The sequence below is a fragment of the Nocardia donostiensis genome, assembly GCF_002081715.1.
Taxonomy (GTDB): Bacteria; Actinomycetota; Actinomycetes; order Mycobacteriales; family Mycobacteriaceae; genus Nocardia; species Nocardia donostiensis.
Map to the genome: position 1 here is coordinate 39,308 of NZ_MUKP01000013.1, position 21,854 is coordinate 61,161.

Here is a 21,854-nt window from a genome sequence, read left to right on the forward strand (position 1 = left end):
TACCCGTAGACAACGGCCCACTCCTCCATGCGACGTAACCGGTATGGGCCGGTAAGAATGGCTGTATGGATGCCGATTACGCCAGCCTCGGGGAAGAACTTCGTGCCCGCCAGGAGGAATACCGCCGCAGCCAACGGGATTCCGATTCCCGGGGTTTCTCGGGCGTTGGGTTGACCGGGGTCGACCCAAGGACGAATGGGTCCGGTAGCACCGAGCCCTCGCAGAACGGTTTCCACTGGACGTCACCGTCGTTCCCTGCGACACCGCCGGTCCCACAACCGGCCGTCGATCCCGGTCCCGCCAGCGCACCGACATTGTCGGAAACATCCACCACCAATGGCTCCCCCACCGCGACGAACCCGACGGCGTCGGTGGTGAACGGTTCGCTGTTCACTGCACCCTCGACATCGAGTACCTCCAGCACCGCAGCAGCCGCCAGCACTGAACCGCACACCTCCGGCCGACTACCGGCACCGGACCCGGTTCCAGCGGAGAACCAGCACAGCCAGCCGGGCAACGATTCCCCTCGTAGACACAGCCGATCCGACGAAACCCCGGAACATGGGCATCGAATCCAGAACGCCACCCTGAACCCCAGCACCCAACTCCGGACTACGACCGCCGAGCCGAGCCCGCAGCTCCGAAACACGACCGCAGAACCCGAGCCTGCACTGGGGAACCCGACCGCGGAACCCAGCCCCCGCACCCGGTCACAGGACACCCCGGGACGTCGCCGCGCCAAACCGGACACCGAGCGGCACCCCCACACCGAACCCCGTTCCGGGGCTGCTCCAACCGAACTCGACGTCCGCCTGATCATGCACCTGCTGCTCGCCAGCGACCGCCTGGGCGCCCTCGCTGCCAAAGCCGAATCCGGCGAAGCCTCGATCCAGGAATTGGCCCAGGCCGCCCGCACCTCCCGCAGCGCCGCCCTCGCGGTGGTATCGGCCTGGTACGGCGGCACCGATCAGATGGTCGAATTCGCCCAAGCACTGTTACAGGCAGCCGCCGAAACCGACTGACCGCAGCCGGTCACTCGGTAGCCTTCGGATGTCCGACGCCGGCGTAGCTGATCCAGATCGTGCGCCGCTCGTCATCCACGAGATACCAGATGCGCCCTGCGCCGGTGACCTCGTACTGCCACCGTTCCAGCGTCACGCCCTTCCACACAGCAGAGCCCAGAGATCCTTTGAGCCGATGCTGCCGGTCCGGATTGGTGGTTGCTCGCGGTTGGGCGCGGATGGCGTCGAAGGCACGTCTCAGCCCGGTTCCGGCTTGCTGCGCCAAGTGCTCCCAGCCGACGGAGGCGTCTGTCGTGGCGAACCTGATATCGAATTCGGTGCCGACCGCAGGTGGGGCAGCACGATCACCGCGCTTGGGGCTCACTTCGGTGGCTCCAGGGCATCCGGGGCAGGGACAGGGCCGAGGTCTCCTTCCGGCTCACGCGTGATCAGCTCGAACAGGGCGGGGTCGGCGTATACCTCTGCCGTGTGCCGCCACTGGGCGATCAGCGTTGCCAGCGGAGCAAGATTCGCCAGCGCGGTGGCTCCCTGCGCCACCGTAACCAGTTCGGCTGCGAATTCGTCGAGATCGTCGGCAGGCAGGAACGCCGCCCACGGAACGGCGTCCGGCAGCAGCGACCGCAACGATTCCACGCCGACCTTGTTCACCAGTCCGGCGAGCAGCCGAGCGGTGAAGTCGACAACTGTTCCCTCGGCGGCGAGCTGCTCGATTCGCATCAGCGCCAAGTCACCGGCATCACGTCGCCGCAATCGCAGCGCGCGCACATGGTCGAGCCGACCCGCCGTCGATGCCGGCTTGTGTAGTAGCTCGCTGAACGGGACCTCGTCATATGCTGCGGTCATGGCATCCACACTACCTCGGATGTCCAGTCGAATTCGGTAACTCGGAAAGCGTAAAACGCATAACGGCGCCACCCCGTACGGGGTGGCGCCGTTATGGCGATGCGTCAGATCACTTGATGATCTTGGTGACGCGACCGGCGCCGACGGTGCGGCCGCCTTCGCGGATCGCGAAGCGCAGGCCCTCGTCCATGGCGACCGGCTGGATCAACTTCACCGACATCTCGGTGTTGTCGCCGGGCATAACCATTTCGGTGCCCTCGGGCAGGGTCACCACACCCGTCACGTCCGTGGTCCGGAAGTAGAACTGCGGACGGTAGTTGTTGAAGAACGGAGTGTGGCGGCCACCCTCGTCCTTCGACAGGATGTAGGCCTGACCCTCGAACTCGGTGTGCGGGGTGGTGGTGCCGGGCTTGATCACAACCTGGCCGCGCTCGACATCCTCGCGCTTGATGCCGCGGATCAGCAGACCGGCGTTGTCACCGGCCTGAGCGGTGTCCAGCATCTTGCGGAACATCTCGATACCGGTGATGGTGGTCTTGGTCTTCTCCGGGCGGATGCCGACGATCTCGACTTCCTCGTTGAGGTTGACCACGCCACGCTCGACACGGCCGGTGACGACAGTGCCACGACCGGTGATGGTGAACACGTCCTCGATCGGCATCAGGAACGGCTTGTCGGTCTCACGGACCGGGTCCGGGATCGACTCGTCGACCGCGTTCATCAGCTCGATGATGGACTCGGCCCACTTCTCGTCGCCCTCGAGGGCCTTGAGGCCGGAGACGCGCACGACGGGGGCTTCCTCGTCGAACTCCTGCGAGGCCAGCAGTTCGCGGACCTCCATCTCGACGAGCTCGAGGATTTCCTCGTCGTCGACCATATCCGACTTGTTCAGCGCGACCAGGATGTAGGGCACGCCGACCTGACGGGCGAGCAGCACGTGCTCACGGGTCTGCGGCATCGGGCCGTCGGTGGCGGCGACCACCAGGATGGCGCCGTCCATCTGCGCCGCACCGGTGATCATGTTCTTGATGTAGTCCGCGTGACCGGGGGCGTCGACGTGCGCGTAGTGACGCTTCTCGGTCTGGTACTCGACGTGGGAGATGTTGATCGTGATACCACGAGCCTTCTCCTCGGGAGCCTTGTCGATCGCATCGAACGCAAAGCTCTCGTTCAGGTCCGGGTACTTGTCCGCCAGCACCTTGGTGATCGCTGCGGTCAGCGTGGTCTTGCCGTGGTCGACGTGACCGATGGTGCCGATGTTGACGTGCGGCTTCGTCCGCTCGAACTTCGCCTTCGCCACTGTGGTGTCCTCCTGGACTTGTTGGTGCTTGCAGTTGCAGCAGTGCGGATTTGTTTACTTCAGGGGTCGTGCTGACGATCCGGGAGGGTTACTCCCCGGTCGCCTTGGCGATGATCTCCTTCGACACGTTGGTCGGAACCTCCGCGTACGAATCGAACACCATGGAGTAGTTCGCCCGGCCCTGGGTCTTCGACCGCAGGTCACCGATGTAGCCGAACATCTCCGAGAGCGGAACCAGCGCCTTGACGACACGGGCACCACTGCGTTCCTCCATGGCCTGGATCTGGCCACGGCGGGAGTTCAGGTCGCCGATCACATCGCCCATGTAGTCCTCGGGCGTGATCACCTCGACCGCCATCATCGGTTCGAGGATCACCGGACCGGCTTTGCGGGCGGCCTCCTTGAGCGCCTGCGCGCCGGCGATCTTGAACGCCATCTCCGAGGAGTCGACGTCGTGGTACGCACCGTCGAGCAGGGTCACTTTGAGGTTCACCAGCGGGTAACCGGCGAGCACACCGTACTGCATGGCGTCCTGTGCACCCGCGTCGACCGAAGGGATGTACTCCTTCGGCACACGGCCACCGGTGACCTTGTTCTCGAACTCGTAGTGCGCGCCGTCCTCGCCGACGAACGGCTCCAGGGCGATGATGACCTTCGCGAACTGGCCCGAACCACCCGTCTGCTTCTTGTGGGTGAACTCGAGCTTCTCGACCTTCTTGGTGATCGTCTCGCGGTAGGCCACCTGCGGCTTACCAACGTTCGCCTCGACCTTGAATTCGCGCTTCATGCGGTCGACCAGGATGTCGAGGTGCAGCTCGCCCATACCGCCGATGACGGTCTGGCCGGTCTCGGCGTCCAGCTTCACCGAGAAGGTCGGGTCCTCCTCGGCCAGTTTCTGGATGGCGGTGCCCAGCTTCTCCTGGTCGGACTTGGTCTTGGGCTCGATGGAGACCTCGATGACCGGGTCCGGGAAGGTCATGGACTCGAGCACGATCTGGCTGTTCGCATCGCACAGGGTGTCACCGGTGGTGGTGTCCTTGAGGCCGATCACCGCGTAGATGTGGCCCGCGCTCACCGAAGGAACCGCGTTCTCCTTGTTGGAGTGCATCTGGAACAGCTTGCCCAGCCGCTCCTTCTTGCCCTTGGTCGCGTTGATGACCTGAGCGCCGGAGTCGACCTTGCCCGAGTAGACACGGATGTAGGTCAGCTTGCCGAAGAACGGGTGCACCGCGATCTTGAAGGCCAGCGCGGCGAACGGCTCGTCGGCGCTCGGCTTGCGGGTGAGGACCTCGTCCTCTTTGCCGGGGGCATGGCCCTGCACGGACTCGACGTCCAGCGGCGAAGGCAGGTAGTCCACGACCGCGTCGAGCATGGGCTGCACGCCCTTGTTCTTGAACGCCGAACCACACAGCACGGGGTAGAGCTCGGAGCCGACCGTCATCTTGCGGATCGCGCCCTTGATCTCGGAGACCGTCAGCTCTTCACCGCCGAAGAACTTGTCCAGCAGCGCCTCATCGGACTCGGCGACGGTTTCCAGCAGTTCCTGCCGGTACTGTTCGGCTTTCTCCGCCAGCTCGGCCGGGATCTCGCGGACCTCGTACTTCTCCCCGAGCTTGGTTTCACCGGTCCACACCTTGGCGTTCATCTCGACCAGGTCGACAACGCCTTCGAAGGTGTCCTCCGCACCGATCGGCAGCTGGATGACCAGCGGCTTGGCGCCAAGGCGGTCTTTGATGGTCTGCACGGTGAAGTAGAAGTCCGCACCGAGCTTGTCCATCTTGTTGACGAAGCAGATCCGAGGCACGTCGTACTTGTCGGCCTGCCGCCACACCTGCTCGGACTGCGGCTCGACGCCTTCCTTGCCGTCGAAAACAGCGACGGCACCGTCGAGCACGCGCAGGCTGCGCTCCACCTCGACGGTGAAGTCGACGTGGCCCGGTGTGTCGATGATATTGATCTGGTTGTTGTTCCAGAAGCAGGTCACCGCGGCAGAGGTGATGGTGATGCCACGTTCCTGTTCCTGTTCCATCCAGTCGGTGGTCGACGCACCGTCGTGCGTCTCGCCGAGCTTGTAGTTCACACCGGTGTAGAAGAGGATGCGTTCGGTTGTCGTCGTCTTGCCCGCATCGATGTGGGCCATGATGCCGATGTTGCGGACCTTGTTCAGGTCGGTGAGCACGTCCTGTGCCACGGAAATCTTCCCCGCTCGTAGCTAGTTGGGATCTTCACCGACGACCGGTGTGGCCGCCGCTATGTCGTCGGATACGACACCGTGGTGCCGCGTCCAGCTGTATGCCTTCCGGCCCACCGACAACGGGCCGGGTAGACGTCACCAGCGGTAGTGCGCGAAGGCCCGGTTGGACTCGGCCATCTTGTGGGTGTCCTCGCGGCGCTTCACCGAGGCGCCGAGGCCGTTGCTGGCGTCGAGCAGCTCGTTGGCCAGACGCTCGACCATGGTCTTTTCCCGGCGGGCCCGGGAGAAGTTGACCAGCCAGCGCAGGGCCAGGGTGTTGGCGCGGCCGGGACGGACCTCGACCGGCACCTGGTAGGTGGCGCCACCGACGCGGCGCGGCTTGACCTCGAGCGACGGCTTGACGTTGTCCAGCGCGCGTTTGAGAGTGACAACCGGGTCGGTGCCGGTCTTTTCACGCGCCTGCTCCAGCGCGCCGTACACGATGCGCTCGGCGGTCGACTTCTTACCGTCGAGCAGGATCTTGTTGACCAGCTGGCTCACCAGCGGCGACCCATAGACCGGGTCGTTGATCAACGGACGCTTGGGTGCGGGGCCCTTGCGCGGCATATCAGCTCTTCTCCTTCTTGGCGCCGTAACGGCTGCGGGCCTGCTTGCGGTTCTTCACACCCTGGGTGTCGAGCGAGCCGCGGATGATCTTGTAGCGCACACCGGGGAGGTCCTTCACACGGCCGCCGCGGACGAGCACCATCGAGTGCTCCTGCAGGTTGTGGCCTTCGCCCGGGATGTAGGCCGTGACCTCGACCGCGCTGGTCAGGCGAACACGCGCGACCTTACGCAGCGCGGAGTTCGGCTTCTTCGGGGTCGTGGTGTACACGCGGGTGCACACGCCACGACGCTGCGGGCTCCCCTTGAGGGCCGCGACTTTGGTCGTGCCGACTTTGGCGTGACGACCCTTGCGGACCAGCTGGTTGATGGTTGGCATAGACCGGCTTTCCTTATTGGTTATTGCGGTGTGTGGACTTTCAGGTCTGTTCGTCGAGCTTTCACCCGCACGTCCAACCACGTTTCTCGCGACCCGAGGTCGGGCGTGTCGCACGCAGGTCAGGGCCTGATTTCAGGCGCGCTGAAACTGTCAGCCGCTCTCGCTGGCCTACATCTGCGCTCGAACTTGCCCGCATCCTTCCGGGCACAGCGGTCCACTGTACTCGGGCGTAGCGACGAGGGTCAAAGTGGGGCCTTCGGCGCGCACCCTGGCCGACCTGCACCGACACCATAAACGCTACGTCCGGCGTGCTACGCGGGGGCGACCGCCGATCATCGCGCGAGATTCAAGGTCAGCTCCACCAGTTTCTTCGCCGCCTCACACGGGTCTTTGTGCCCACCCGGCCGATAGTTGACCCACCAGCCGATGATGCCGGTATCGGCGGCGCTCGCGCTCACCCCGCAGGAATGCGGATCGTTGGGCCTGCGACTCTGCAATGCCCGCCTGCCCTCGACGGTGACGCTTTCGGTGAGATAGCCGAGTCGGTCGTTGTTGGTCTTCTCGTTGGTCAAGGAGCCGATTTCGTACCAGTTGAGCGTCACCATACCGTTGCCCAGATCCCACATACAGATCGCGCCGTTGAACGAGGAGTTGATGGAGTCCGCGCCGACCGTTTCTGCGATCTTGTCCATCGCCACGACCTCGCATTCCCGCAGCAGTTTGTCGAATTCGGTGTTCACCGTCTCGCCTGCGCCCACCGGCTGCGCCGAGCCCTCGATAGTTCTGCCGCAGCCCACCGCGGACGCCGCCACCGCGACACCGGCGACGGCCAGCGCCACGGCCCGCACCGTGCGCCGTGCTCCTGCTGTCTTCCCTGACATCATCGCCCCCTCATCCGAGCCGCTGCACGGTCAGCTCGGCCAGCTCGCGCGTCTTGTCACACGGGTCCCCGGCGGGGGGGAACCAGCCGTAGGACATCGACCATTCGAAGAAGTCGTCGCCGAGCTGCACGGCCAGGTCGCAGACCGAACCGCTGGGATCCAGCGCCTGGAACCCGGTGTGGCCGCCCACCTCGATCGTCTCCGGCGCGCGTCCGACACTGGACACCCACGCCTTCTCCCGCTCGATCGGGCTGCCCCGATAGGAGGCGAAAGTAACACTGGGCGAACTCATTCCACCCGCCTGCCAGTTGCAACCCACTGAATTCTTGAATACCTGGGCGATCTGGCCGATTCCAGAGATCCGGCTGACCTCCTCGTCGGTGACGTGCCCGCACTCACCGACGAACGGCCCGAGCGCGGCCACCTTGGGCGGCGGACGCAGCGGCGCATCGGTGGAGTCGGAGTCACCGTCACCACCGCACGCCGACAACAGCAATGCCAGCGCCAGCCCGGTCACGATCGCCGACGGAATCCGCATGAGTTGAACTCTACCGGCGCGGCACAACCACACCGGCTCACAGATTGCCGCGGGCCTGCTGTTCGCGTTCGATGGCCTGGAAGAGAGCTTTGAAGTTGCCTTTGCCGAAGCCGAGAGAACCGTGACGTTCGATGAGTTCGAAGAAGACGGTGGGCCGGTCGGTGAGCGGTTTGCAGAAGATCTGCAACAGGTAGCCGTCTTCGTCACGGTCGACCAGGATGCCGCGGCGCCGCAATTCCTCGACGGGGACACGGACCCGGCCGATGCGGGCGCGCAGTTCCGGATCGTCGTAGTAAGCGTCTGGGGTGGCGAGGAATTCCACGCCTTCGCGGCGCAGATTGTCCACACACGACAGGATGTCCGCCGTAGCGAGCGCTATATGCTGCACACCGGGGCCGCGATAGAACTCGAGGTATTCGTCGATCTGAGAACGCTTGCGCCCCATCGCCGGTTCGTTGAGCGGGAATTTCACTCGATGGTTGCCGTTGGCCACCACCTTGCTCATCAATGCCGAATATTCGGTGGCGATATCGTCGCCGACGAATTCGGCCATATTCGTGAAACCCATGACGCGGCGGTAGAACTCGACCCATTCGTCCATCCGGCCCAGCTCTACATTGCCCACCACGTGGTCGATCGCCTGGAACAACCGTTTCGGTGCGCCCTCGCGCGGTTGGTAGGTGGAGCTGCGGGCGATATATCCGGGCAGGTACGGGCCCGCGTACCGGGAACGATCGACCAGGCTGTGCCTGGTGTCGCCGTAGGTGGCCAGCGCGGCCGAGCGGACGGTGCCGAATTCGTCGGTCCGGTCGTGCGGTTCCACGAGCACTGTCGCGCCGTGCCTGCGCGCCCAGGCGATACAGCGGTCCACATCGGGCACCTCTAGGGCGATATCGACCACGCCGTCGCCGTGCCTAGCATGCTGGGCGACCAGCGGGCTGTCCGGGTCCACCGCGCCGGTGACCACGAATCTGACGCCGCCGCTGCGCAGTACGAACGCCTTGTGATCGCGATTACCGGTTTCCGGCCCGGAATAGGCCTCCCAGCGCATTCCGAACGCCGATTGCAGGAAGTGCGCGGTCTGAGTGGCGTTACCGACCACCCAGACCAGCGCGTCCCAGCCGAGCACCGGGAAGGGATCGCTGCTGTTGTCGTGATCGACCAGGCCGACGAGGGTGCGCAACTCCGTCTCGTCCGGTGTGGCCTGCCGGTTCCGCGGCGCCTGTTCCAGGGTCATGCCTCCAGGAAATCCTTGCCCACGCGGCTGGGCAACAACGTCGCCTTTCGGTGAACATTGTGGCGATTCGGCCTAGTTCCAGCCGGGAAATGCTGGACAATTTGAATAGCAGCGCCCGGTAGGCGCGTCCGCTCGCCGCCGCCTGCGATCCGCAACGGCAGATGAAAGGCCCGCCATGTCACGCATACCGGCGAAACTGGACGAACTCGATCTCGCGATCCTCACCGCTATGCACGACTATCAGCGGGCCGGGATTCTCGAACTGTCTCGCCGCACCAGGGTGGCGCGGGCGACGGTGCAATCGCGGATCACCCGGATGGAGGAAGCCGGGGTCATCTCCTCCTACGATCCGCAGATCGATGTCGGCGCCGCCGGTTTCGATGTGCAGGCGTTCGTCACATTGGAAATAGCGCAGGGCGCGCTGGATGCGGTCGCCGCCGAACTGGAGGCGATACCCGGTGTGCTGGAGGCGTACGCGACCACCGGTTCCGGTGACGTGCTGTGCCGCATTGCCGCCGATTCCCATGCCGGTTTGCAGGCGGTGCTGCTCAGCATCGACCGCACGCATTCGGTGGTTCGGTCACACAGCGTGGTCGTGCTGTCCACGGTGGTCCCGCACCGAACCCTGCCGCTGCTGCGTACCCGCACCGCCGCCGGGACCGCGAAAGCGCCTGCCTACCGGGTGGCCCGGGAACACTGAACAACGTTCCCGGGCGCACGGCCGCGCGGTGGCCGCGGCTTCCACCTCGGCGCGGTCGGTGCGGGTAGGGAGTGGTTCAGCGCAGGGTGACGACAACTTTTCCTTTCGCGGTGCGGTTGTCCAGCGACGCCACCGCTGCTGCGGTCTCCTCCAGCGGGAACAGCACCGGCTCCGGTGGCGCAATCTTTCCCGACGCGAGCAGCGGCTCCACTTCGGCCCACTGTTCGGCCAGATAACCCGGGTGACTCATCACCCATTCGCCCCAGGCGGCGCCGACCACCTCGACGTTCTTGAGCAGCAGCCGGTTCACCTTCACCGTGGGGATCTTGCCCGCGGTGAAGCCGACCACCAGCAGCCGGCCCGCGGAGGCGAGCGAACGGATGCTGTCGGTGAACCGGTCACCGCCGACCGGGTCGAGCACGATATCCACGCCGCGACCGTCGGTCAGTTCCTTGACCGCAGCCAGCCAGCCGTCGGTGAGCACCACATCGGTGGCACCGTTGGCGCGCGCCACCTCCGCCTTGGCCTCGGTGCTCACCACGGCGATCACCCGGCCCGCGCCGAGTGCACCCGCCATGCGCAGCGTGGAGGTGCCGATACCGCCCGCCGCACCGTGCACCAGTACTGTCTCGCCCTCGGCGAGCCTGCCCCGATTACGCAGGCAGAAATGCACGGTCAGGTCGTTGAACAGGATCCCGGCCCCGGCCTGGAGGGAGATGTTGTCCGGTAGCCGGAAGACCATATCCACCGGCGCCACGGCCACCTCGGCGATGGCGTTGCCGAGCAGGGTCAACGCGAGCACCCGGTCTCCCGGCCGCACATGCGCGCCCTCGGGCGCCTGGCGCACGATGCCTGCAACCTCGCCGCCGACCACGAACGGCAGCTCCGGCTTCATCTGGTACTGACCGCGGGTCATCAGCACATCGGGAAAAGCCACACCGGCCGCGTGCACGTCGATGACCACGCCGCCCGGGAACGCCTTCGGCTCGTCGATCTCGACGACCTCGATCGCGTCCGGTCCTTCCAGCTTGCCGACCTGGGCTGCGCGCATATGCCGACCTCTCTGTCCATCCGACGGCACCGGCCGCGCCCACTGGCCGACCGGCGTTTCCCGACCCACCTAACCGCCTCCGCTCGGTTCCTGTCCAGACCGCCCGGCTTTGTCGAGCCCACCGAGACCAGTGCGAGCGCGAATTCATGGCAAACGGCGGATACGTCGGCTACCGGACCGACGGCCCGCGGTCCGGTTATCGACGACTCGACGCGAGGGTGTGACATATGACCCGTAAAGTCGTGTCACAAGAAGCACCGTATGAGTAACGCGGCACACCGTGCAGCGCGAGGAGCACAAGTGTCACTCGATCAGCCACTCGCCCCGCTTCCCCAGGAGGGCATGGGCTTTGCTTCAGCGTGGCCCGTACGGGCCGGCGACGTGGACCCCTACAACCGGCTGCGGCTCGACGGCGTCGCCCGATATCTGCAGGACATCGCCTGGGAGCAGCTTCAGCAAACTTTCCTCGAACGAACCGACCCGAGCTGGATCGTGCGGCGCACCGTCATCGATGTGATCCGGCCGGTGCTGTGGCCCGACCAGGTGCGGCTGCTGCGCTGGTGTTCGAGCATGTCGACCCGCTGGGCCAATATGCGGGTGCGCATCACCAGCGACAACGGCGGCCTGATCGAGACCGAAGGGTTCTGGATCAATATCAACGAGTCGAACAATATGCCCGCCCGGATCAGCGACGAGGGGCTGACCTATCTGGGCCGCACCACCGACGAGCACCGGCTGCGCTGGCGGCCCTGGCTCACCGACACCACCCCACCGGAATCGGACACCGACCTGCCGTTCCCGCTGCGCGCGACCGATATCGACCAGTACAACCACGTCAACAACGCCTGCTACTGGCAGGCCGTCGAGCAGTACCTGGTCGACTACCCCAAGCTGGTGGCCGCACCGCACCGCGCCGTGATCGAATACGTGGCCCCGGTGCTGGCCCGCCAGCACATCAGTGTGCGCAGCCGCTACGAACCCGGAGACCGAGGGACGGGAAACCCGACACTGCGCCTGTGGTTCGTCGTCGGCGGCACGACCACCACCATCGTGCGGATCATGCCGCTGCCCGGTCAGCAGCCGGGCCGGACCTGATTCGAGCGAAACACCGGCCGCGGAGGTCGGTCGAGACCGTCCGCGGCCGGTGTCCCGGTTCGGTTCAGCTTTCGGCGGCCTTCAGCAGATCCTCCCGGGTGGTGAACTTGACCCGCGGGCGGCCCGCCGATTTACCGGCGTCGCGCTCCGCCCGGTCGATCGCCCGCCACCGGTCCTTGTCGACCATGTCCGGTTTGCGCTCCCGCACGAGTGTGCGCAGGGCGTCCCGGTCGCCCGACGGCGTGTTCAGCTTGCCCGCGATGAAATCGGCGATCAGCGCTTCGACGGTTTCCTCGGAATCGACCCGGTTGGAGCCGATCACCCCACGCGGGCCGCGTTTGATCCAGCCGCTGACGTACACACCGGTCAGCGGCGTGCCGTCCGGCCCGGTCACCCGGCCGTGCTCGTTGGGCACCACGGCGCGACGTTCGTCGAACGGCAGGTCGGCCACCGCCTTACCGCGGTATCCGATGGAACGCAGCACCAGCGAGGCGGGCAGGTTGTCGGTCCGGTCGGTGGCCCTGGCCACCACCTGGCCGCCCTCTTCGACCAGCTCGTTGCGCACGTACTCGAGTCCCTCGACCTGGTCCGTGCCGGTCACCGCCGACGGCGAGGCGAGATAGCGGAAGACGATCCGCTTATTGGCCGGATCGCGCGGCGCTTCGGCGTATTCGCGCGCCAGCGTGTACTTGAGCCGCAGCGACGGTTCGATATCCGGGTCGTCGAGCAGCGCCTGGCTGGCCGGATCGAGTTCCAGCTCGGCCGGGTCGACCACAACGTCGACGCCCTGGAGATGGGTCAGAGCCATGAACTCCGGCGACGTGTAGGCGGCCTGCAGCGGCCCGCGCCTGCCGAGCACGACGACCTCACGGATCTTGCTGTCGCGCAGCGCGTCCAGCGCGTGGTCGGCGATATCGGTGGTGGCCAGCTCGTCCGGGTCGACGGTCAGCACCCGGGCGACGTCGAGCGCGACATTGCCGTTGCCGACGATCACGGCCCGCTCGCCGGACAGATCGAACTGCCGATCGGCGTAATCGGGGTGACCGTTGTACCAGGCGACGAATTCGGTGGCCGAGTGGCTGCCGGGCAGGTCTTCCCCCGGCACGCCCATCCTCCGGTCGGAGGCCGCACCGACCGCGTAGATGACCGCATGGTGGTGGGCGAGCAGTTCCGCATGAGTGATGTGCGTACCGACCTCGACGTTGAGGTAGTACTGCATGGTGTCGCGGCGGAACGCCGACTCGAACATGTTCGACACCGTTTTGGTGCCCGGGTGATCGGGCGCGACACCTGTGCGCACCAGCCCCCACGGGGTTGGTACCCGGTCGAACAGCTCCACCTGCACATCGGCCCGGCGCAGCAGTTCATCGGCGGCGTAACAGGCGGCTGGTCCGGCGCCGACTATCGCCACCCGCAGCGTGCCCAGGTCCTTCGGTGGGCGCACCGGCGTGGGGAGGGGGTCCAGGTTCGATTCCAGTGGATGCCGCTGGAAGTATTCGGCGTTGATCTCGCGGAACCGGGCCAGCGATGCGGTCAGATCATCCTCGGAGAAGATGGCCTCCACCGGGCACGCGTCGACACAGGCGCCGCAATCGATGCAAGTGTCGGGGTCGATGTAGAGCATCTCGGTCGTCGCGAATTCCGGCTGGTCCGGGGTGGGACGGATGCAGTCGACCGGGCACTCGGAAACGCAGCTGGCGTCGTTGCAACAACGCTGCGTGATGACGTAGGCCATATTGTGCAGATCCTCGAAACTATACGTGGGCTGTTGCCACCAGGGGGCGCGGTGGACAGGCGGCACCTGGACGAGTGCCCGGGTTCTCCGGTGCCCTCTCCATTGTGACGCTGCTTTCAGTTTGCCTCGAGTGTGTTGGCCGTCTCCGGACAGGAGGGCTTACGGTGTCGCCATGGAGCGGACTTTGATCCTGATGCGGCACGGTAAATCGGCGTACCCAGTGGGAATCGACGATCACGAACGGCCGCTCGCACCGCGCGGCATCCGAGAGGCCGGGCTGGCCGGACAGTGGTTGCGCGAAACCCAGCCGCCGATCGATGCGGTGCGCTGTTCCACCGCGAAACGCACCCGCGAGACATTGGCGGCGACCGGAATCACCGCACCGGTGGAGTTCGTATCCGATATTTACGAGGCGTCCCCCCGCACGTTGCTCGAACTGATCTGGCTGACCGGTGACGAGGTGGCGACGCTGCTGGTGATCGGGCACGCGCCCGGGATGCCGTATACCACCTGGGAACTGGCGAGCGATCATCGCAGCGAGGCCGCGGAACGCCTGAGCCGCAAGTTCCCGACATCCGCCCTCGCGGTGCTGCGTTTCGCTGGCCCGTGGACCGAGGTCGCCGCAGGGACCGGGGACCTGGTCGAGTTCCACGTACCGCGCTGACCGGCCGGTCAGCGCAGCAGTTTGCCCCCGAAGACGACGCCCGCCCCGAGCAGCACCAGCAGCACGAACGCGGCGAACCCACCGAACAACCACCACACGATGCCGAGCGCCAGCACGAACGGCGCGACCGCGATCGCGGTGATGACCGGATTCTCTTTGACCGTGGCCCACGCCGAACGCGCCCTGACCCGGTCGATTTCTTTACCCATGAACCCAGGGTAGGGCGCGTCCGGTGAATACGTCGGTGCTCGATGCGATCCTGATCACATGGACTGGAGAATCGAGCTCGTCGCCATCCCCGTCACCGATGTCGATCGTGCCAAGGATTTCTATACCGGCATCGGCTTCAATGCCGACCACGATGCATCCCCCACCGAGGATGTCCGTTTCGTGCAGTTGACCCCACCTGGCTCCAGCTGTTCCATCTGTATCGGCCGGGGAATCACCGAGGCCGCGCCCGGCAGCGTGCAGGGTATGCAAATGGTGGTGCCCAGCGCCGAACAGGCATATCAGCAATTGGTCGCCGCCGGCGTGGACGCCACCCCGGTCCGGGATATGGGTTGGGGGCTGTTCACCTTTTTCGCCGACCCCGATGGCAACCAGTGGGCCGTCCAGGAGCTGCCGAAGCGGGAGTGATCCTCGCCCGGCCCCTTCGGAACGCCCTGCCCGACCTGGCCGATGCCGTGGCGCCGCTTCCGGAGGAAACGGTCATCGAGCGTGAGTACCCTGGGGCACGACAAGTGATCTGGGCCGCCATCACGGTCGGCGCGTACAACTGCGCGCCGATCCGAGCAGACACCCGGTGCGCGGAAGGAGAGTCGGACCATGGCCGAATCGACCGTGAACAGCAAAGTGGTGCGCAACAGCGACCGGAACCGCTACGAGATCTTCTACGGCGACGACCTCGCCGGATTCGCCGATTACTCCGAGCGCGGCGACGAAACGGTATTCACCCATACCGAGATCGACAAGGCTTTCGGCGGGAAAGGGCTGGGCAGCACGCTGGCCGCGGCGGCGGTGCGCGAGGCGATCGGGCGTGATCGCGTGATTCGGCCGGTGTGCTCGTTCATCAAGTCCTATCTGGACCAGCATCCCGAACACGATGCCCATGTGGTCGGTAAGGGCGTCGAACGTGCGTAACCGGATCTGGACAGCAACTCTGGGCAGGTGCCGCGCGAACGTCGAGTGATATCCGATGGATCGAGACGCCCAGCGCGCGCTGGAGGATCTACTCGCTCGCGGTTTGGATTCCGTCGCTGCCGCGCCGCGCGAGGTGCGGCGGCCTGCCCCGACAACCCTGCAGCACTGGGATCTGCCCGCCCGTGACATCTACGCACTGCTGCGCTGGGGGCTGCCGGTGGCCGCACACGATCCCGCGACCGAGTTGCCTGCCGCTGATTTCCAGGTCGAGGCCGATCCGCAGTGTCCGCTCCCCGGGCCTGCGGAGGCTGCGGTTCTCTCGGGGTACCGAATCGCGGGCAGTAAACGCCGCTGGTATGCGGCCGCCACCGGCGGGGGCGGTGTCTTCGCGCTCGGCCGACCAGATGCGTCGGCAGACGGCCTGGTCAACACCTCGGTGGCGCTCTATGTGGAGACGGTGTGGCGCTGGACGCTGCTGAGCGAACTCATCCAGCCACTGGAGGCGGCGGGTGAGGACGAAACCGTGTACTGGTGTCTGGAACGTTTCGCTGCGTGGACGGTTCAGCGCGATCCGGCAGCAAAAATGCACGCCGACGACGGGGTGAGCTGGTGGGAAGGATTGACTTTCAGCTGAAGAAACCTGTCGTCAAGGGGCGACGGTGAACAGTTCGTAGCTATGGCCTTCCGGCGAGAGCACATAGACACCGCGCCCACCGCCTCCGCGGTTGATCTCACGGTCCCAGCCACATTCCGGGCCGGACCCGTATTTCACCGCGGGCTGATACGCCAGCCACTGCAGCACGGCATCGAAGGTGTGGTCGTCGACCAGAAAGCCGTAATGCCCAGGTTCGACCCGCCCACGGTCGTCGAAGTCGAAGGTCAGATCCGCATTGATGTGAACCGGGGCGAACGGTCCGCTCGGCTCACCCACCACCAGGCCCATGAGCTCGGCGAAGAATGTCGCCGCCGCTACGCGATCGAAAGCCGGAACGATCGTGTGGTTCAAGACGATCGCCATCGGCGCCCCTCCCCTACTGGGCTGCTCAGCCATTTTCACTCCCTACTACATGCGATACACACCTATTATACGTGCGGTTGTCATGCAATATAGGTGCGAGTCGCATATTAATTTGTTTCACGGGCTAGATTTGGCGCATGAGCAGTCGATCCACCGCCACCGACGGCGGTCCCGCGCTGTTCCGTCTGGTCCGGTTCTGGTCCCGGCGCTGGATCAATCGCACCTCCCCTGGCCTGCCCACGGAACTGCGGCACGCCCAGCACATCCAGGTGGTCGAAGCGGTAGCGGCGGCCACCGGTGCGGCGGACGAGGCCACCATCACCTCGGTGGCCCATCAACTCGGCCTCGACCATTCCGGGGCCAGCCGGATGGTGCGTGACGCGACCGCGGCCGGCTTCCTGTCCCGTGCCGAATCGGAACAAGACCGCAGACGCACCTCCCTACAGCTGACCGAGGGCGGCGAACGGCTACTCGCCGAAGCGCACGACTGGCAGCGGCAGGTATTTCTGGAACTCACCGCACACTGGTCGGCCACGGACCGGCAGCGCTTCGCCGGCTACCTACAGCGGCTGGCCGACGATCTACCACATCACCGTTGACAGTGCGCACCCGCTGATCTTGTGAACCGTCCCGATTCTGGCACCGCCGCGATAGTTCGGCGTCTGAAATGTCCGGACTGCCGGTAGGGTTTCGCCACGAGACCCGGCATTTCCGCCCGGCCCCGCGAGTCGAAAGAACACGATGAGGATCACCAGAATCACCACTGCCGCACTGGTATTGCTCGCAGCTGCCGGCATCACCGCGGCTCCGGTCACCGCCGAGCCCACCGCTGACGCGCCCGCTCGCGCGCATCTCGATCTGAGCGGTTCGATGCACCACCTCGACTACCGAGTCACCGCAACCGAAGACCGGCGCGCCGCAGTGGCAACCGTCGAAGGTGGCCGTTTCGAGTTGATCGCCGACGACCGGATCGTCACCCTCACCGATCAGACCGGTTACGTCGTCGCCGCCTTCCCGATGACCGTGCACGCCGCAGGCGAACACGTCGACCTCACCCCCGTCATCGAAGAATCCGGCACCCGCTTGACCCTCACCCCTGTCGCGGCGTCCCCCACCCCGATCCGCGATATCAACGCCGAGGAACGTTTCTTCGCCGAAACCGAACGCCATATGCCGACCATCCTCGCCGGGGCCGCAATAGGCGGCGCCATCGGTTTCATCATCGGCTTCCCCCTAGGCCTTTTCGTCCTCGACTTCATCACTGTCCCGGTAGCCACCGTCGTCGGCGCCGCCATCGGCGCCTTCGCCGGCCTGGCCACCGCAGGCGGCCAACCCGCCATCGACGCCACCGTCGCCTACCTGACCCGCACCCCCTGAACCAGCCAGACGAAGCGAAACGCCCCGCTCGCGCAGTGCGAGCGGGGCGTTTCGTGATATCGACGACGATCAGCGGTAGTCGCTGAACCCGTAGTCGTCCAGCGGAACCGCAGCGCCGGTGGTGGCGCCGAAGCCCTCGGGACTGTAGTAGGTGTCGTCGTAGGACGGCACCGCGTACGCCGCGGCACGGGCCTCTTCGGTGGGCTGGACCTGGATATTGCGGTACCGGTTGATGCCGGTACCGGCCGGGATCAGCTTACCGATGATCACGTTCTCCTTGAGGCCGATGAGTTTGTCGGAGCGGCAGTTGATGGCCGCGTCCGTCAGAACTCGGGTGGTCTCCTGGAAGGAGGCCGCCGACAGCCACGAATCGGTGGCCAGCGACGCCTTCGTGATACCCATCAGCACCGGACGACCCGCCGCAGGCTCGCCGCCCTCGGCGACGACCCTGCGGTTGGACGCCTCGAACTCGGCACGCTCGGTGAGCGAACCGGGCAGGAACTCGGTGGCGCCCGAATCGATGATCGTCACCCGGCGCAGCATCTGGCGGACGATGACCTCGATGTGCTTGTCGTGGATCGACACACCCTGGCTCCGGTACACCTCCTGGACCTCGTGGACCAAATGGATCTGCACCTGCCGGGGGCCCATCACGCGCAGCACCTCATGCGGATCGGCGGCGCCTTCCAGCAGCTGCTGGCCGACCTCGACGTGGTCACCGTCGGACAGCAGACGCTCGGTGCCGTCGTCGTGCTTGAACACGCGCAGCCGCTGACGCTTGGACAGCTTGTCGTAGACGACCTCATCGCCACCGTCATCCGGGATGATGGTGATCTTGTAGAAGCGGTCGTCGTCCTCCAGCCGCACCCGACCCGAAACCTCGGCGATCGGGGCCTTGCCCTTGGGCACGCGGGCCTCGAACAGCTCCTGCACCCGCGGCAGACCACCAGTGATGTCGTCACCGGCGACACCACCCTGGTGGAAGGTACGCATGGTCAGCTGGGTGCCGGGCTCACCGATGGACTGGGCCGCGACGATACCGACCGCCTCGCCGATATCGACCAGCTTGCCGGTCGCCATCGAACGGCCGTAGCAGGTCGCGCACACACCGGTGCCGGTGCCGCAGGTCAGGACCGAACGGACCTTCACCTCGGTGATACCGGCCTCCAGCAACGCCTCGATGGCCGGGTCGCCGAGGTCGGCGCCCTTGACCACCACCACGTTGCCGCTGCTGTCCACCGCGTCCGCGGCGAGGGTGCGGGCATAGGCGGAGGTTTCCACGTGCGCGTCCCGGATCAGGGTGCCGTCCGGCATCTTCTCCGCGATGTGCACGGTGATACCGCGCTCGGTGCCGCAATCGGTTTCGCGCACGATGACGTCCTGCGACACGTCCACCAGACGACGGGTCAGGTAACCCGAGTCGGCGGTGCGCAGCGCGGTGTCGGCCAGACCCTTACGAGCGCCGTGGGTGTTGATGAAGTACTCCAGCACCGTCAGGCCCTCACGGAAGGAGGACTTGATCGGACGCGGAATGAACTCACCCTTCGGGTTGGTCACCAGACCCTTCATCCCGGCCAGTGTCCTGGTCTGGGTGAAGTTACCGGTGGCACCCGAGTCGACGATCGTGATGATCGGGTTGTCGGCCGGGTAGTGCGCACGCAGCGCCTTACCGACCTCTTCGGTCGCCTCCTGCCAGATCTTGACCAGGGCGTTGTTGCGCTCCTGGCGATCGAGCGCACCACGCTGGTACTTCTTCTCGATCTGCTCGGACTGCGCCTCGTAGCGCTCCATGATCTCGGCCTTCTCCGGCGGCACCAGCACGTCGGACATCGAGACCGTGACACCGGAGCGGGTCGCCCAGTAGAAACCGGCGTCTTTGAGCTTGTCGACGGTCTGCGCGACCACGATCATCGGGTAGCGCTCGGCGAGATCGTTGATGATCGTCGCCTGCCGCTTCTTCGGCATCTGCTCGTTGATGAACGGGTAGTCCGGCGGCAGCAACTCGTTGAACAGCACCCGGCCCAACGTGGTCGTGGTGGTCCAGGCTTGGCCGTGCCGCCAGCCGTCGGGGAACAGTTCGGCCTCGACGTCCTTCGGCGGGCGCTGCTCGCTCAGCCGCACCTTGATCAGCGACCGCACACTCAGCTCACCACGGTCGACGGCCATCTGCGCCTCCGCAGGCGAGGAGAACACACCCTGCTCGGGGCCGTTCTCGTCTGCGGGCTGGTATTCGCCCACGGCGCCTTCCTCGTGCCGAGTCAGGTAGTACAGGCCCGTGACCATGTCCAGACGCGGCATGGCCAGCGGACGACCCGACGCGGGCGAGAGGATGTTGTTCGACGACAGCATCAGGATGCGGGCCTCGGCCTGCGCCTCCGCCGACAGCGGCAGGTGCACGGCCATCTGGTCACCGTCGAAGTCGGCGTTGAACGCCTCACAGACCAGCGGGTGCAGCTGGATGGCCTTACCTTCCACCAGCTGCGGCTCGAAGGCCTGGATACCGAGGCGGTGCAGAGTGGGCGCGCGGTTGAGCAGCACCGGGTGTTCGGCGATGACCTCTTCGAGGACATCCCACACCTGCGGCCGCTGCCGCTCCACCATCCGCTTGGCGGACTTGATGTTCTGCGCATGGTTCAGATCGACCAGGCGTTTCATCACGAACGGCTTGAACAGCTCCAGCGCCATCAGCTTCGGCAGACCGCACTGATGCAGCTTGAGCTGCGGGCCGACGACGATAACCGAACGACCCGAGTAGTCGACGCGCTTGCCGAGCAGGTTCTGGCGGAACCGGCCCTGCTTGCCCTTGAGCAGATCCGACAGCGACTTCAGCGGGCGGTTGCCTGGCCCGGTGACCGGGCGGCCACGGCGGCCGTTGTCGAACAGCGCGTCCACGGATTCCTGCAGCATCCGCTTCTCGTTGTTGACGATGATCTCGGGTGCGCCGAGGTCGATCAGTCGCTTGAGGCGGTTGTTGCGGTTGATGACGCGGCGGTACAGGTCGTTCAGGTCGGAGGTGGCGAAACGACCACCGTCGAGCTGCACCATCGGCCGCAGTTCCGGCGGGATCACCGGAACAGCGTCGAGCACCATACCCATCGGCGAGTTGTTGTTGGCCTGGAAGGCCGCGACAACCTTGAGCCGCTTGAGCGCGCGCAGCTTCTTCTGGCCCTTACCGCTGCGGATGGTTTCGCGCAGCGATTCGGCCTCGGCCTCGATATCGAAGTTCTCCATCAGCTTCTGGATGGACTCTGCACCCATGGCGCCGGTGAAGTATTCGCCGTAGCGGTCGGTGAGCTCGCGGTAGAGCACCTCGTCGACGATGAGCTGCTTGGGCGCGAGCTTGGTGAAGGTGCTCCAGATCTCGTCGAGCCGGTCCAGCTCACGCTGGGCGCGGTCGCGGATCTGCTTCATCTCGCGCTCGCCGCCGTCCTTGACCTTGCGGCGGACATCGGATTTGGCGCCTTCGGCCTCGAGCTCGGCGATATCGGCCTCTAGCTTCTGCGCCCTGGCCTCCAGATCGGCGTCGCGCTGATCTGCTACGGCCTTCTTCTCGACCTCCATCTCCGCTTCGAGAGTGGACAGCTCGTTGTGCCGCAGTTCCTCGTCGACGGTGGTGATGACGTAGGCAGCGAAGTAGATGATCTTTTCCAGATCCTTCGGCGCCAGGTCGAGCAGGTAGCCCAGCCGCGAGGGCACGCCCTTGAAGTACCAGATGTGGGTGACCGGGGCGGCCAGCTCGATATGGCCCATCCGCTCACGACGCACCTTGGCGCGGGTCACCTCGACGCCGCAGCGTTCACAGATGATGCCCTTGAAGCGGACACGCTTGTACTTACCGCAGTAGCACTCCCAGTCCCGGGTGGGACCGAAGATCTTCTCGCAGAACAAGCCGTCCTTCTCCGGCTTGAGCGTGCGGTAGTTGATGGTCTCCGGCTTCTTCACCTCGCCATAGGACCACTGGCGGATGTCTTCGGCGGTAGCCAAACCGATCCGGAGTTCATCGAAGAAGTTGACGTCTAACACGTAACTTCCTTTCCCCTGTGCGGGTCGAATTCGAGCAAAAGTTCTCTAGTAGTT

At 65.5% G+C, this 21,854-nt stretch carries 23 protein-coding genes; 9 read left to right on the top strand and 14 right to left on the bottom strand.

Annotation, left to right across the window (positions count from 1 at the left end):
• Positions 1 to 65: 65 nt before the first annotated feature.
• Positions 66 to 1,022 (top strand): hypothetical protein, encoded by a 957-nt coding sequence (locus B0T44_RS11135; RefSeq protein ID WP_081514181.1) that lies wholly within the window; start codon positions 66 to 68, stop codon positions 1,020 to 1,022.
• A 10-nt stretch (positions 1,023 to 1,032) separates the two neighbouring features.
• Here the strand turns inward: B0T44_RS11135 and B0T44_RS11140 are convergent, their stop codons facing one another.
• The 9 genes from B0T44_RS11140 to hppD form a co-directional block, all read right to left on the bottom strand.
• Positions 1,033 to 1,386: a hypothetical protein gene (locus B0T44_RS11140; RefSeq protein WP_077119351.1), complete on the bottom strand. Its 354-nt coding sequence runs from the start codon at positions 1,384 to 1,386 to the stop codon at positions 1,033 to 1,035.
• Positions 1,383 to 1,865 (bottom strand): DUF6247 family protein, encoded by a 483-nt coding sequence (locus tag B0T44_RS11145; RefSeq protein ID WP_077119353.1) that lies wholly within the window; start codon positions 1,863 to 1,865, stop codon positions 1,383 to 1,385. The genes B0T44_RS11140 and B0T44_RS11145 overlap by 4 nt, the downstream gene beginning before the upstream one ends.
• Positions 1,866 to 1,974: 109 nt before the next feature.
• Positions 1,975 to 3,165: an elongation factor Tu gene (tuf, locus tag B0T44_RS11150; RefSeq protein ID WP_077119355.1), complete on the bottom strand. Its 1,191-nt coding sequence runs from the start codon at positions 3,163 to 3,165 to the stop codon at positions 1,975 to 1,977.
• 88 nt (positions 3,166 to 3,253) lie between these two features.
• Positions 3,254 to 5,356 carry an elongation factor G gene (gene fusA, locus B0T44_RS11155; protein ID WP_077119357.1) on the bottom strand — a complete coding sequence of 701 codons (2,103 nt, stop codon included), beginning with the start codon at positions 5,354 to 5,356 and terminating at the stop codon, positions 3,254 to 3,256.
• Between the two features lie 138 nt (positions 5,357 to 5,494).
• Complete coding sequence (gene rpsG, locus B0T44_RS11160) at positions 5,495 to 5,965, bottom strand: 30S ribosomal protein S7 (protein WP_077119359.1); 471 nt, start codon at positions 5,963 to 5,965, stop codon at positions 5,495 to 5,497.
• 1 nt (position 5,966) lies between these two features.
• Positions 5,967 to 6,341 (bottom strand): 30S ribosomal protein S12, encoded by a 375-nt coding sequence (gene rpsL / locus B0T44_RS11165; protein WP_077119361.1) that lies wholly within the window; start codon positions 6,339 to 6,341, stop codon positions 5,967 to 5,969.
• Positions 6,342 to 6,673: 332 nt separating this feature from the next.
• On the bottom strand, positions 6,674 to 7,225 hold the full coding sequence (locus tag B0T44_RS11170) for a DUF3558 domain-containing protein (RefSeq protein WP_254854225.1): 552 nt from the start codon (positions 7,223 to 7,225) through the stop codon (positions 6,674 to 6,676).
• 7 nt (positions 7,226 to 7,232) lie between these two features.
• Positions 7,233 to 7,760 (bottom strand): DUF3558 domain-containing protein, encoded by a 528-nt coding sequence (locus B0T44_RS11175; protein WP_077119363.1) that lies wholly within the window; start codon positions 7,758 to 7,760, stop codon positions 7,233 to 7,235.
• Between the two features lie 37 nt (positions 7,761 to 7,797).
• Entirely contained in the window at positions 7,798 to 8,997 is a 1,200-nt protein-coding gene (gene hppD / locus B0T44_RS11180) for a 4-hydroxyphenylpyruvate dioxygenase (protein ID WP_077119365.1), read from the bottom strand.
• Positions 8,998 to 9,172: 175 nt separating this feature from the next.
• On the opposite strand from hppD, the gene B0T44_RS11185 reads away from it, so the two are divergent.
• A complete protein-coding gene (locus tag B0T44_RS11185; RefSeq protein ID WP_077119367.1) occupies positions 9,173 to 9,697 on the top strand; it encodes an Lrp/AsnC family transcriptional regulator in 525 nt (174 codons plus the stop codon).
• Between the two features lie 76 nt (positions 9,698 to 9,773).
• Here B0T44_RS11185 and B0T44_RS11190 read toward each other — a convergent pair whose 3' ends face one another.
• Complete coding sequence (locus tag B0T44_RS11190; RefSeq protein ID WP_077119369.1) at positions 9,774 to 10,748, bottom strand: NADPH:quinone oxidoreductase family protein; 975 nt, start codon at positions 10,746 to 10,748, stop codon at positions 9,774 to 9,776.
• 300 nt (positions 10,749 to 11,048) lie between these two features.
• Here B0T44_RS11190 and B0T44_RS11195 point away from each other — a divergent pair, with 300 nt between their 5' ends.
• Positions 11,049 to 11,843, top strand: a complete 795-nt coding sequence (locus tag B0T44_RS11195) for an acyl-[acyl-carrier-protein] thioesterase (RefSeq protein ID WP_217697533.1) — start codon at positions 11,049 to 11,051, stop codon at positions 11,841 to 11,843.
• Between the two features lie 64 nt (positions 11,844 to 11,907).
• On the opposite strand, the gene B0T44_RS11200 is transcribed toward B0T44_RS11195, so the two are convergent.
• Complete coding sequence (locus B0T44_RS11200) at positions 11,908 to 13,578, bottom strand: FAD-dependent oxidoreductase (protein ID WP_077119373.1); 1,671 nt, start codon at positions 13,576 to 13,578, stop codon at positions 11,908 to 11,910.
• A 172-nt stretch (positions 13,579 to 13,750) separates the two neighbouring features.
• Here B0T44_RS11200 and B0T44_RS11205 point away from each other — a divergent pair, with 172 nt between their 5' ends.
• Positions 13,751 to 14,242 carry a SixA phosphatase family protein gene (locus B0T44_RS11205; protein ID WP_077119375.1) on the top strand — a complete coding sequence of 164 codons (492 nt, stop codon included), beginning with the start codon at positions 13,751 to 13,753 and terminating at the stop codon, positions 14,240 to 14,242.
• Positions 14,243 to 14,250: 8 nt separating this feature from the next.
• Here the strand turns inward: B0T44_RS11205 and B0T44_RS11210 are convergent, their stop codons facing one another.
• A complete protein-coding gene (locus tag B0T44_RS11210; RefSeq protein WP_077119377.1) occupies positions 14,251 to 14,451 on the bottom strand; it encodes a hypothetical protein in 201 nt (66 codons plus the stop codon).
• A 58-nt stretch (positions 14,452 to 14,509) separates the two neighbouring features.
• Here B0T44_RS11210 and B0T44_RS11215 point away from each other — a divergent pair, with 58 nt between their 5' ends.
• The 3 genes from B0T44_RS11215 to B0T44_RS11225 all read left to right on the top strand — a co-directional run bounded on the left by B0T44_RS11215 (position 14,510) and on the right by B0T44_RS11225 (position 16,016).
• Positions 14,510 to 14,878 carry a VOC family protein gene (locus B0T44_RS11215; RefSeq protein ID WP_077119379.1) on the top strand — a complete coding sequence of 123 codons (369 nt, stop codon included), beginning with the start codon at positions 14,510 to 14,512 and terminating at the stop codon, positions 14,876 to 14,878.
• Positions 14,879 to 15,067: 189 nt separating this feature from the next.
• A complete protein-coding gene (locus tag B0T44_RS11220; protein WP_077119381.1) occupies positions 15,068 to 15,382 on the top strand; it encodes a GNAT family N-acetyltransferase in 315 nt (104 codons plus the stop codon).
• Positions 15,383 to 15,437: 55 nt separating this feature from the next.
• Positions 15,438 to 16,016, top strand: a complete 579-nt coding sequence (locus B0T44_RS11225; RefSeq protein WP_077119383.1) for an SUKH-4 family immunity protein — start codon at positions 15,438 to 15,440, stop codon at positions 16,014 to 16,016.
• 12 nt (positions 16,017 to 16,028) lie between these two features.
• Here B0T44_RS11225 and B0T44_RS11230 read toward each other — a convergent pair whose 3' ends face one another.
• Positions 16,029 to 16,400 carry a VOC family protein gene (locus B0T44_RS11230; RefSeq protein WP_077119385.1) on the bottom strand — a complete coding sequence of 124 codons (372 nt, stop codon included), beginning with the start codon at positions 16,398 to 16,400 and terminating at the stop codon, positions 16,029 to 16,031.
• A gap of 137 nt (positions 16,401 to 16,537) precedes the next feature.
• On the opposite strand from B0T44_RS11230, the gene B0T44_RS11235 reads away from it, so the two are divergent.
• Together B0T44_RS11235 and B0T44_RS11240 are read left to right on the top strand one after the other, a co-directional pair.
• The gene (locus B0T44_RS11235; RefSeq protein ID WP_077119386.1) at positions 16,538 to 16,999 is read left to right on the top strand and encodes a MarR family winged helix-turn-helix transcriptional regulator; all 462 of its coding nucleotides are present in this window, start codon (positions 16,538 to 16,540) and stop codon (positions 16,997 to 16,999) included.
• 142 nt (positions 17,000 to 17,141) lie between these two features.
• Positions 17,142 to 17,777: a DUF8020 domain-containing protein gene (locus tag B0T44_RS11240; RefSeq protein WP_077119388.1), complete on the top strand. Its 636-nt coding sequence runs from the start codon at positions 17,142 to 17,144 to the stop codon at positions 17,775 to 17,777.
• Positions 17,778 to 17,846: 69 nt separating this feature from the next.
• On the opposite strand, the gene B0T44_RS11245 is transcribed toward B0T44_RS11240, so the two are convergent.
• Positions 17,847 to 21,800 (bottom strand): DNA-directed RNA polymerase subunit beta', encoded by a 3,954-nt coding sequence (locus tag B0T44_RS11245; RefSeq protein WP_077119390.1) that lies wholly within the window; start codon positions 21,798 to 21,800, stop codon positions 17,847 to 17,849.
• Positions 21,801 to 21,854: the final 54 nt, after the last annotated feature.

Excerpts from the sequence above, each read along its gene's own strand:
- B0T44_RS11240 (WP_077119388.1), top strand. The coding sequence starts at position 17,142 with ATGAGGATCACCAGAATCACCACTGCCGCACTGGTATTGCTCGCAGCT.
- B0T44_RS11135 (WP_081514181.1), top strand. The coding sequence starts at position 66 with ATGGATGCCGATTACGCCAGCCTCGGGGAAGAACTTCGTGCCCGCCAG.
- rpsL (WP_077119361.1), bottom strand. The coding sequence starts at position 6,341 with ATGCCAACCATCAACCAGCTGGTCCGCAAGGGTCGTCACGCCAAAGTC.
- B0T44_RS11215 (WP_077119379.1), top strand. The coding sequence starts at position 14,510 with ATGGACTGGAGAATCGAGCTCGTCGCCATCCCCGTCACCGATGTCGAT.
- B0T44_RS11145 (WP_077119353.1), bottom strand. The coding sequence starts at position 1,865 with ATGACCGCAGCATATGACGAGGTCCCGTTCAGCGAGCTACTACACAAG.
- B0T44_RS11205 (WP_077119375.1), top strand. The coding sequence starts at position 13,751 with ATGGAGCGGACTTTGATCCTGATGCGGCACGGTAAATCGGCGTACCCA.
- B0T44_RS11200 (WP_077119373.1), bottom strand. The coding sequence starts at position 13,578 with ATGGCCTACGTCATCACGCAGCGTTGTTGCAACGACGCCAGCTGCGTT.
- B0T44_RS11185 (WP_077119367.1), top strand. The coding sequence starts at position 9,173 with ATGTCACGCATACCGGCGAAACTGGACGAACTCGATCTCGCGATCCTC.
- B0T44_RS11190 (WP_077119369.1), bottom strand. The coding sequence starts at position 10,748 with ATGCGCGCAGCCCAGGTCGGCAAGCTGGAAGGACCGGACGCGATCGAG.
- rpsG (WP_077119359.1), bottom strand. The coding sequence starts at position 5,965 with ATGCCGCGCAAGGGCCCCGCACCCAAGCGTCCGTTGATCAACGACCCG.
- B0T44_RS11220 (WP_077119381.1), top strand. The coding sequence starts at position 15,068 with ATGGCCGAATCGACCGTGAACAGCAAAGTGGTGCGCAACAGCGACCGG.
- hppD (WP_077119365.1), bottom strand. The coding sequence starts at position 8,997 with ATGACCCTGGAACAGGCGCCGCGGAACCGGCAGGCCACACCGGACGAG.
- B0T44_RS11175 (WP_077119363.1), bottom strand. The coding sequence starts at position 7,760 with ATGCGGATTCCGTCGGCGATCGTGACCGGGCTGGCGCTGGCATTGCTG.
- B0T44_RS11225 (WP_077119383.1), top strand. The coding sequence starts at position 15,438 with ATGGATCGAGACGCCCAGCGCGCGCTGGAGGATCTACTCGCTCGCGGT.
- B0T44_RS11235 (WP_077119386.1), top strand. The coding sequence starts at position 16,538 with ATGAGCAGTCGATCCACCGCCACCGACGGCGGTCCCGCGCTGTTCCGT.
- B0T44_RS11230 (WP_077119385.1), bottom strand. The coding sequence starts at position 16,400 with ATGGCGATCGTCTTGAACCACACGATCGTTCCGGCTTTCGATCGCGTA.
- B0T44_RS11210 (WP_077119377.1), bottom strand. The coding sequence starts at position 14,451 with ATGGGTAAAGAAATCGACCGGGTCAGGGCGCGTTCGGCGTGGGCCACG.
- B0T44_RS11170 (WP_254854225.1), bottom strand. The coding sequence starts at position 7,225 with ATGATGTCAGGGAAGACAGCAGGAGCACGGCGCACGGTGCGGGCCGTG.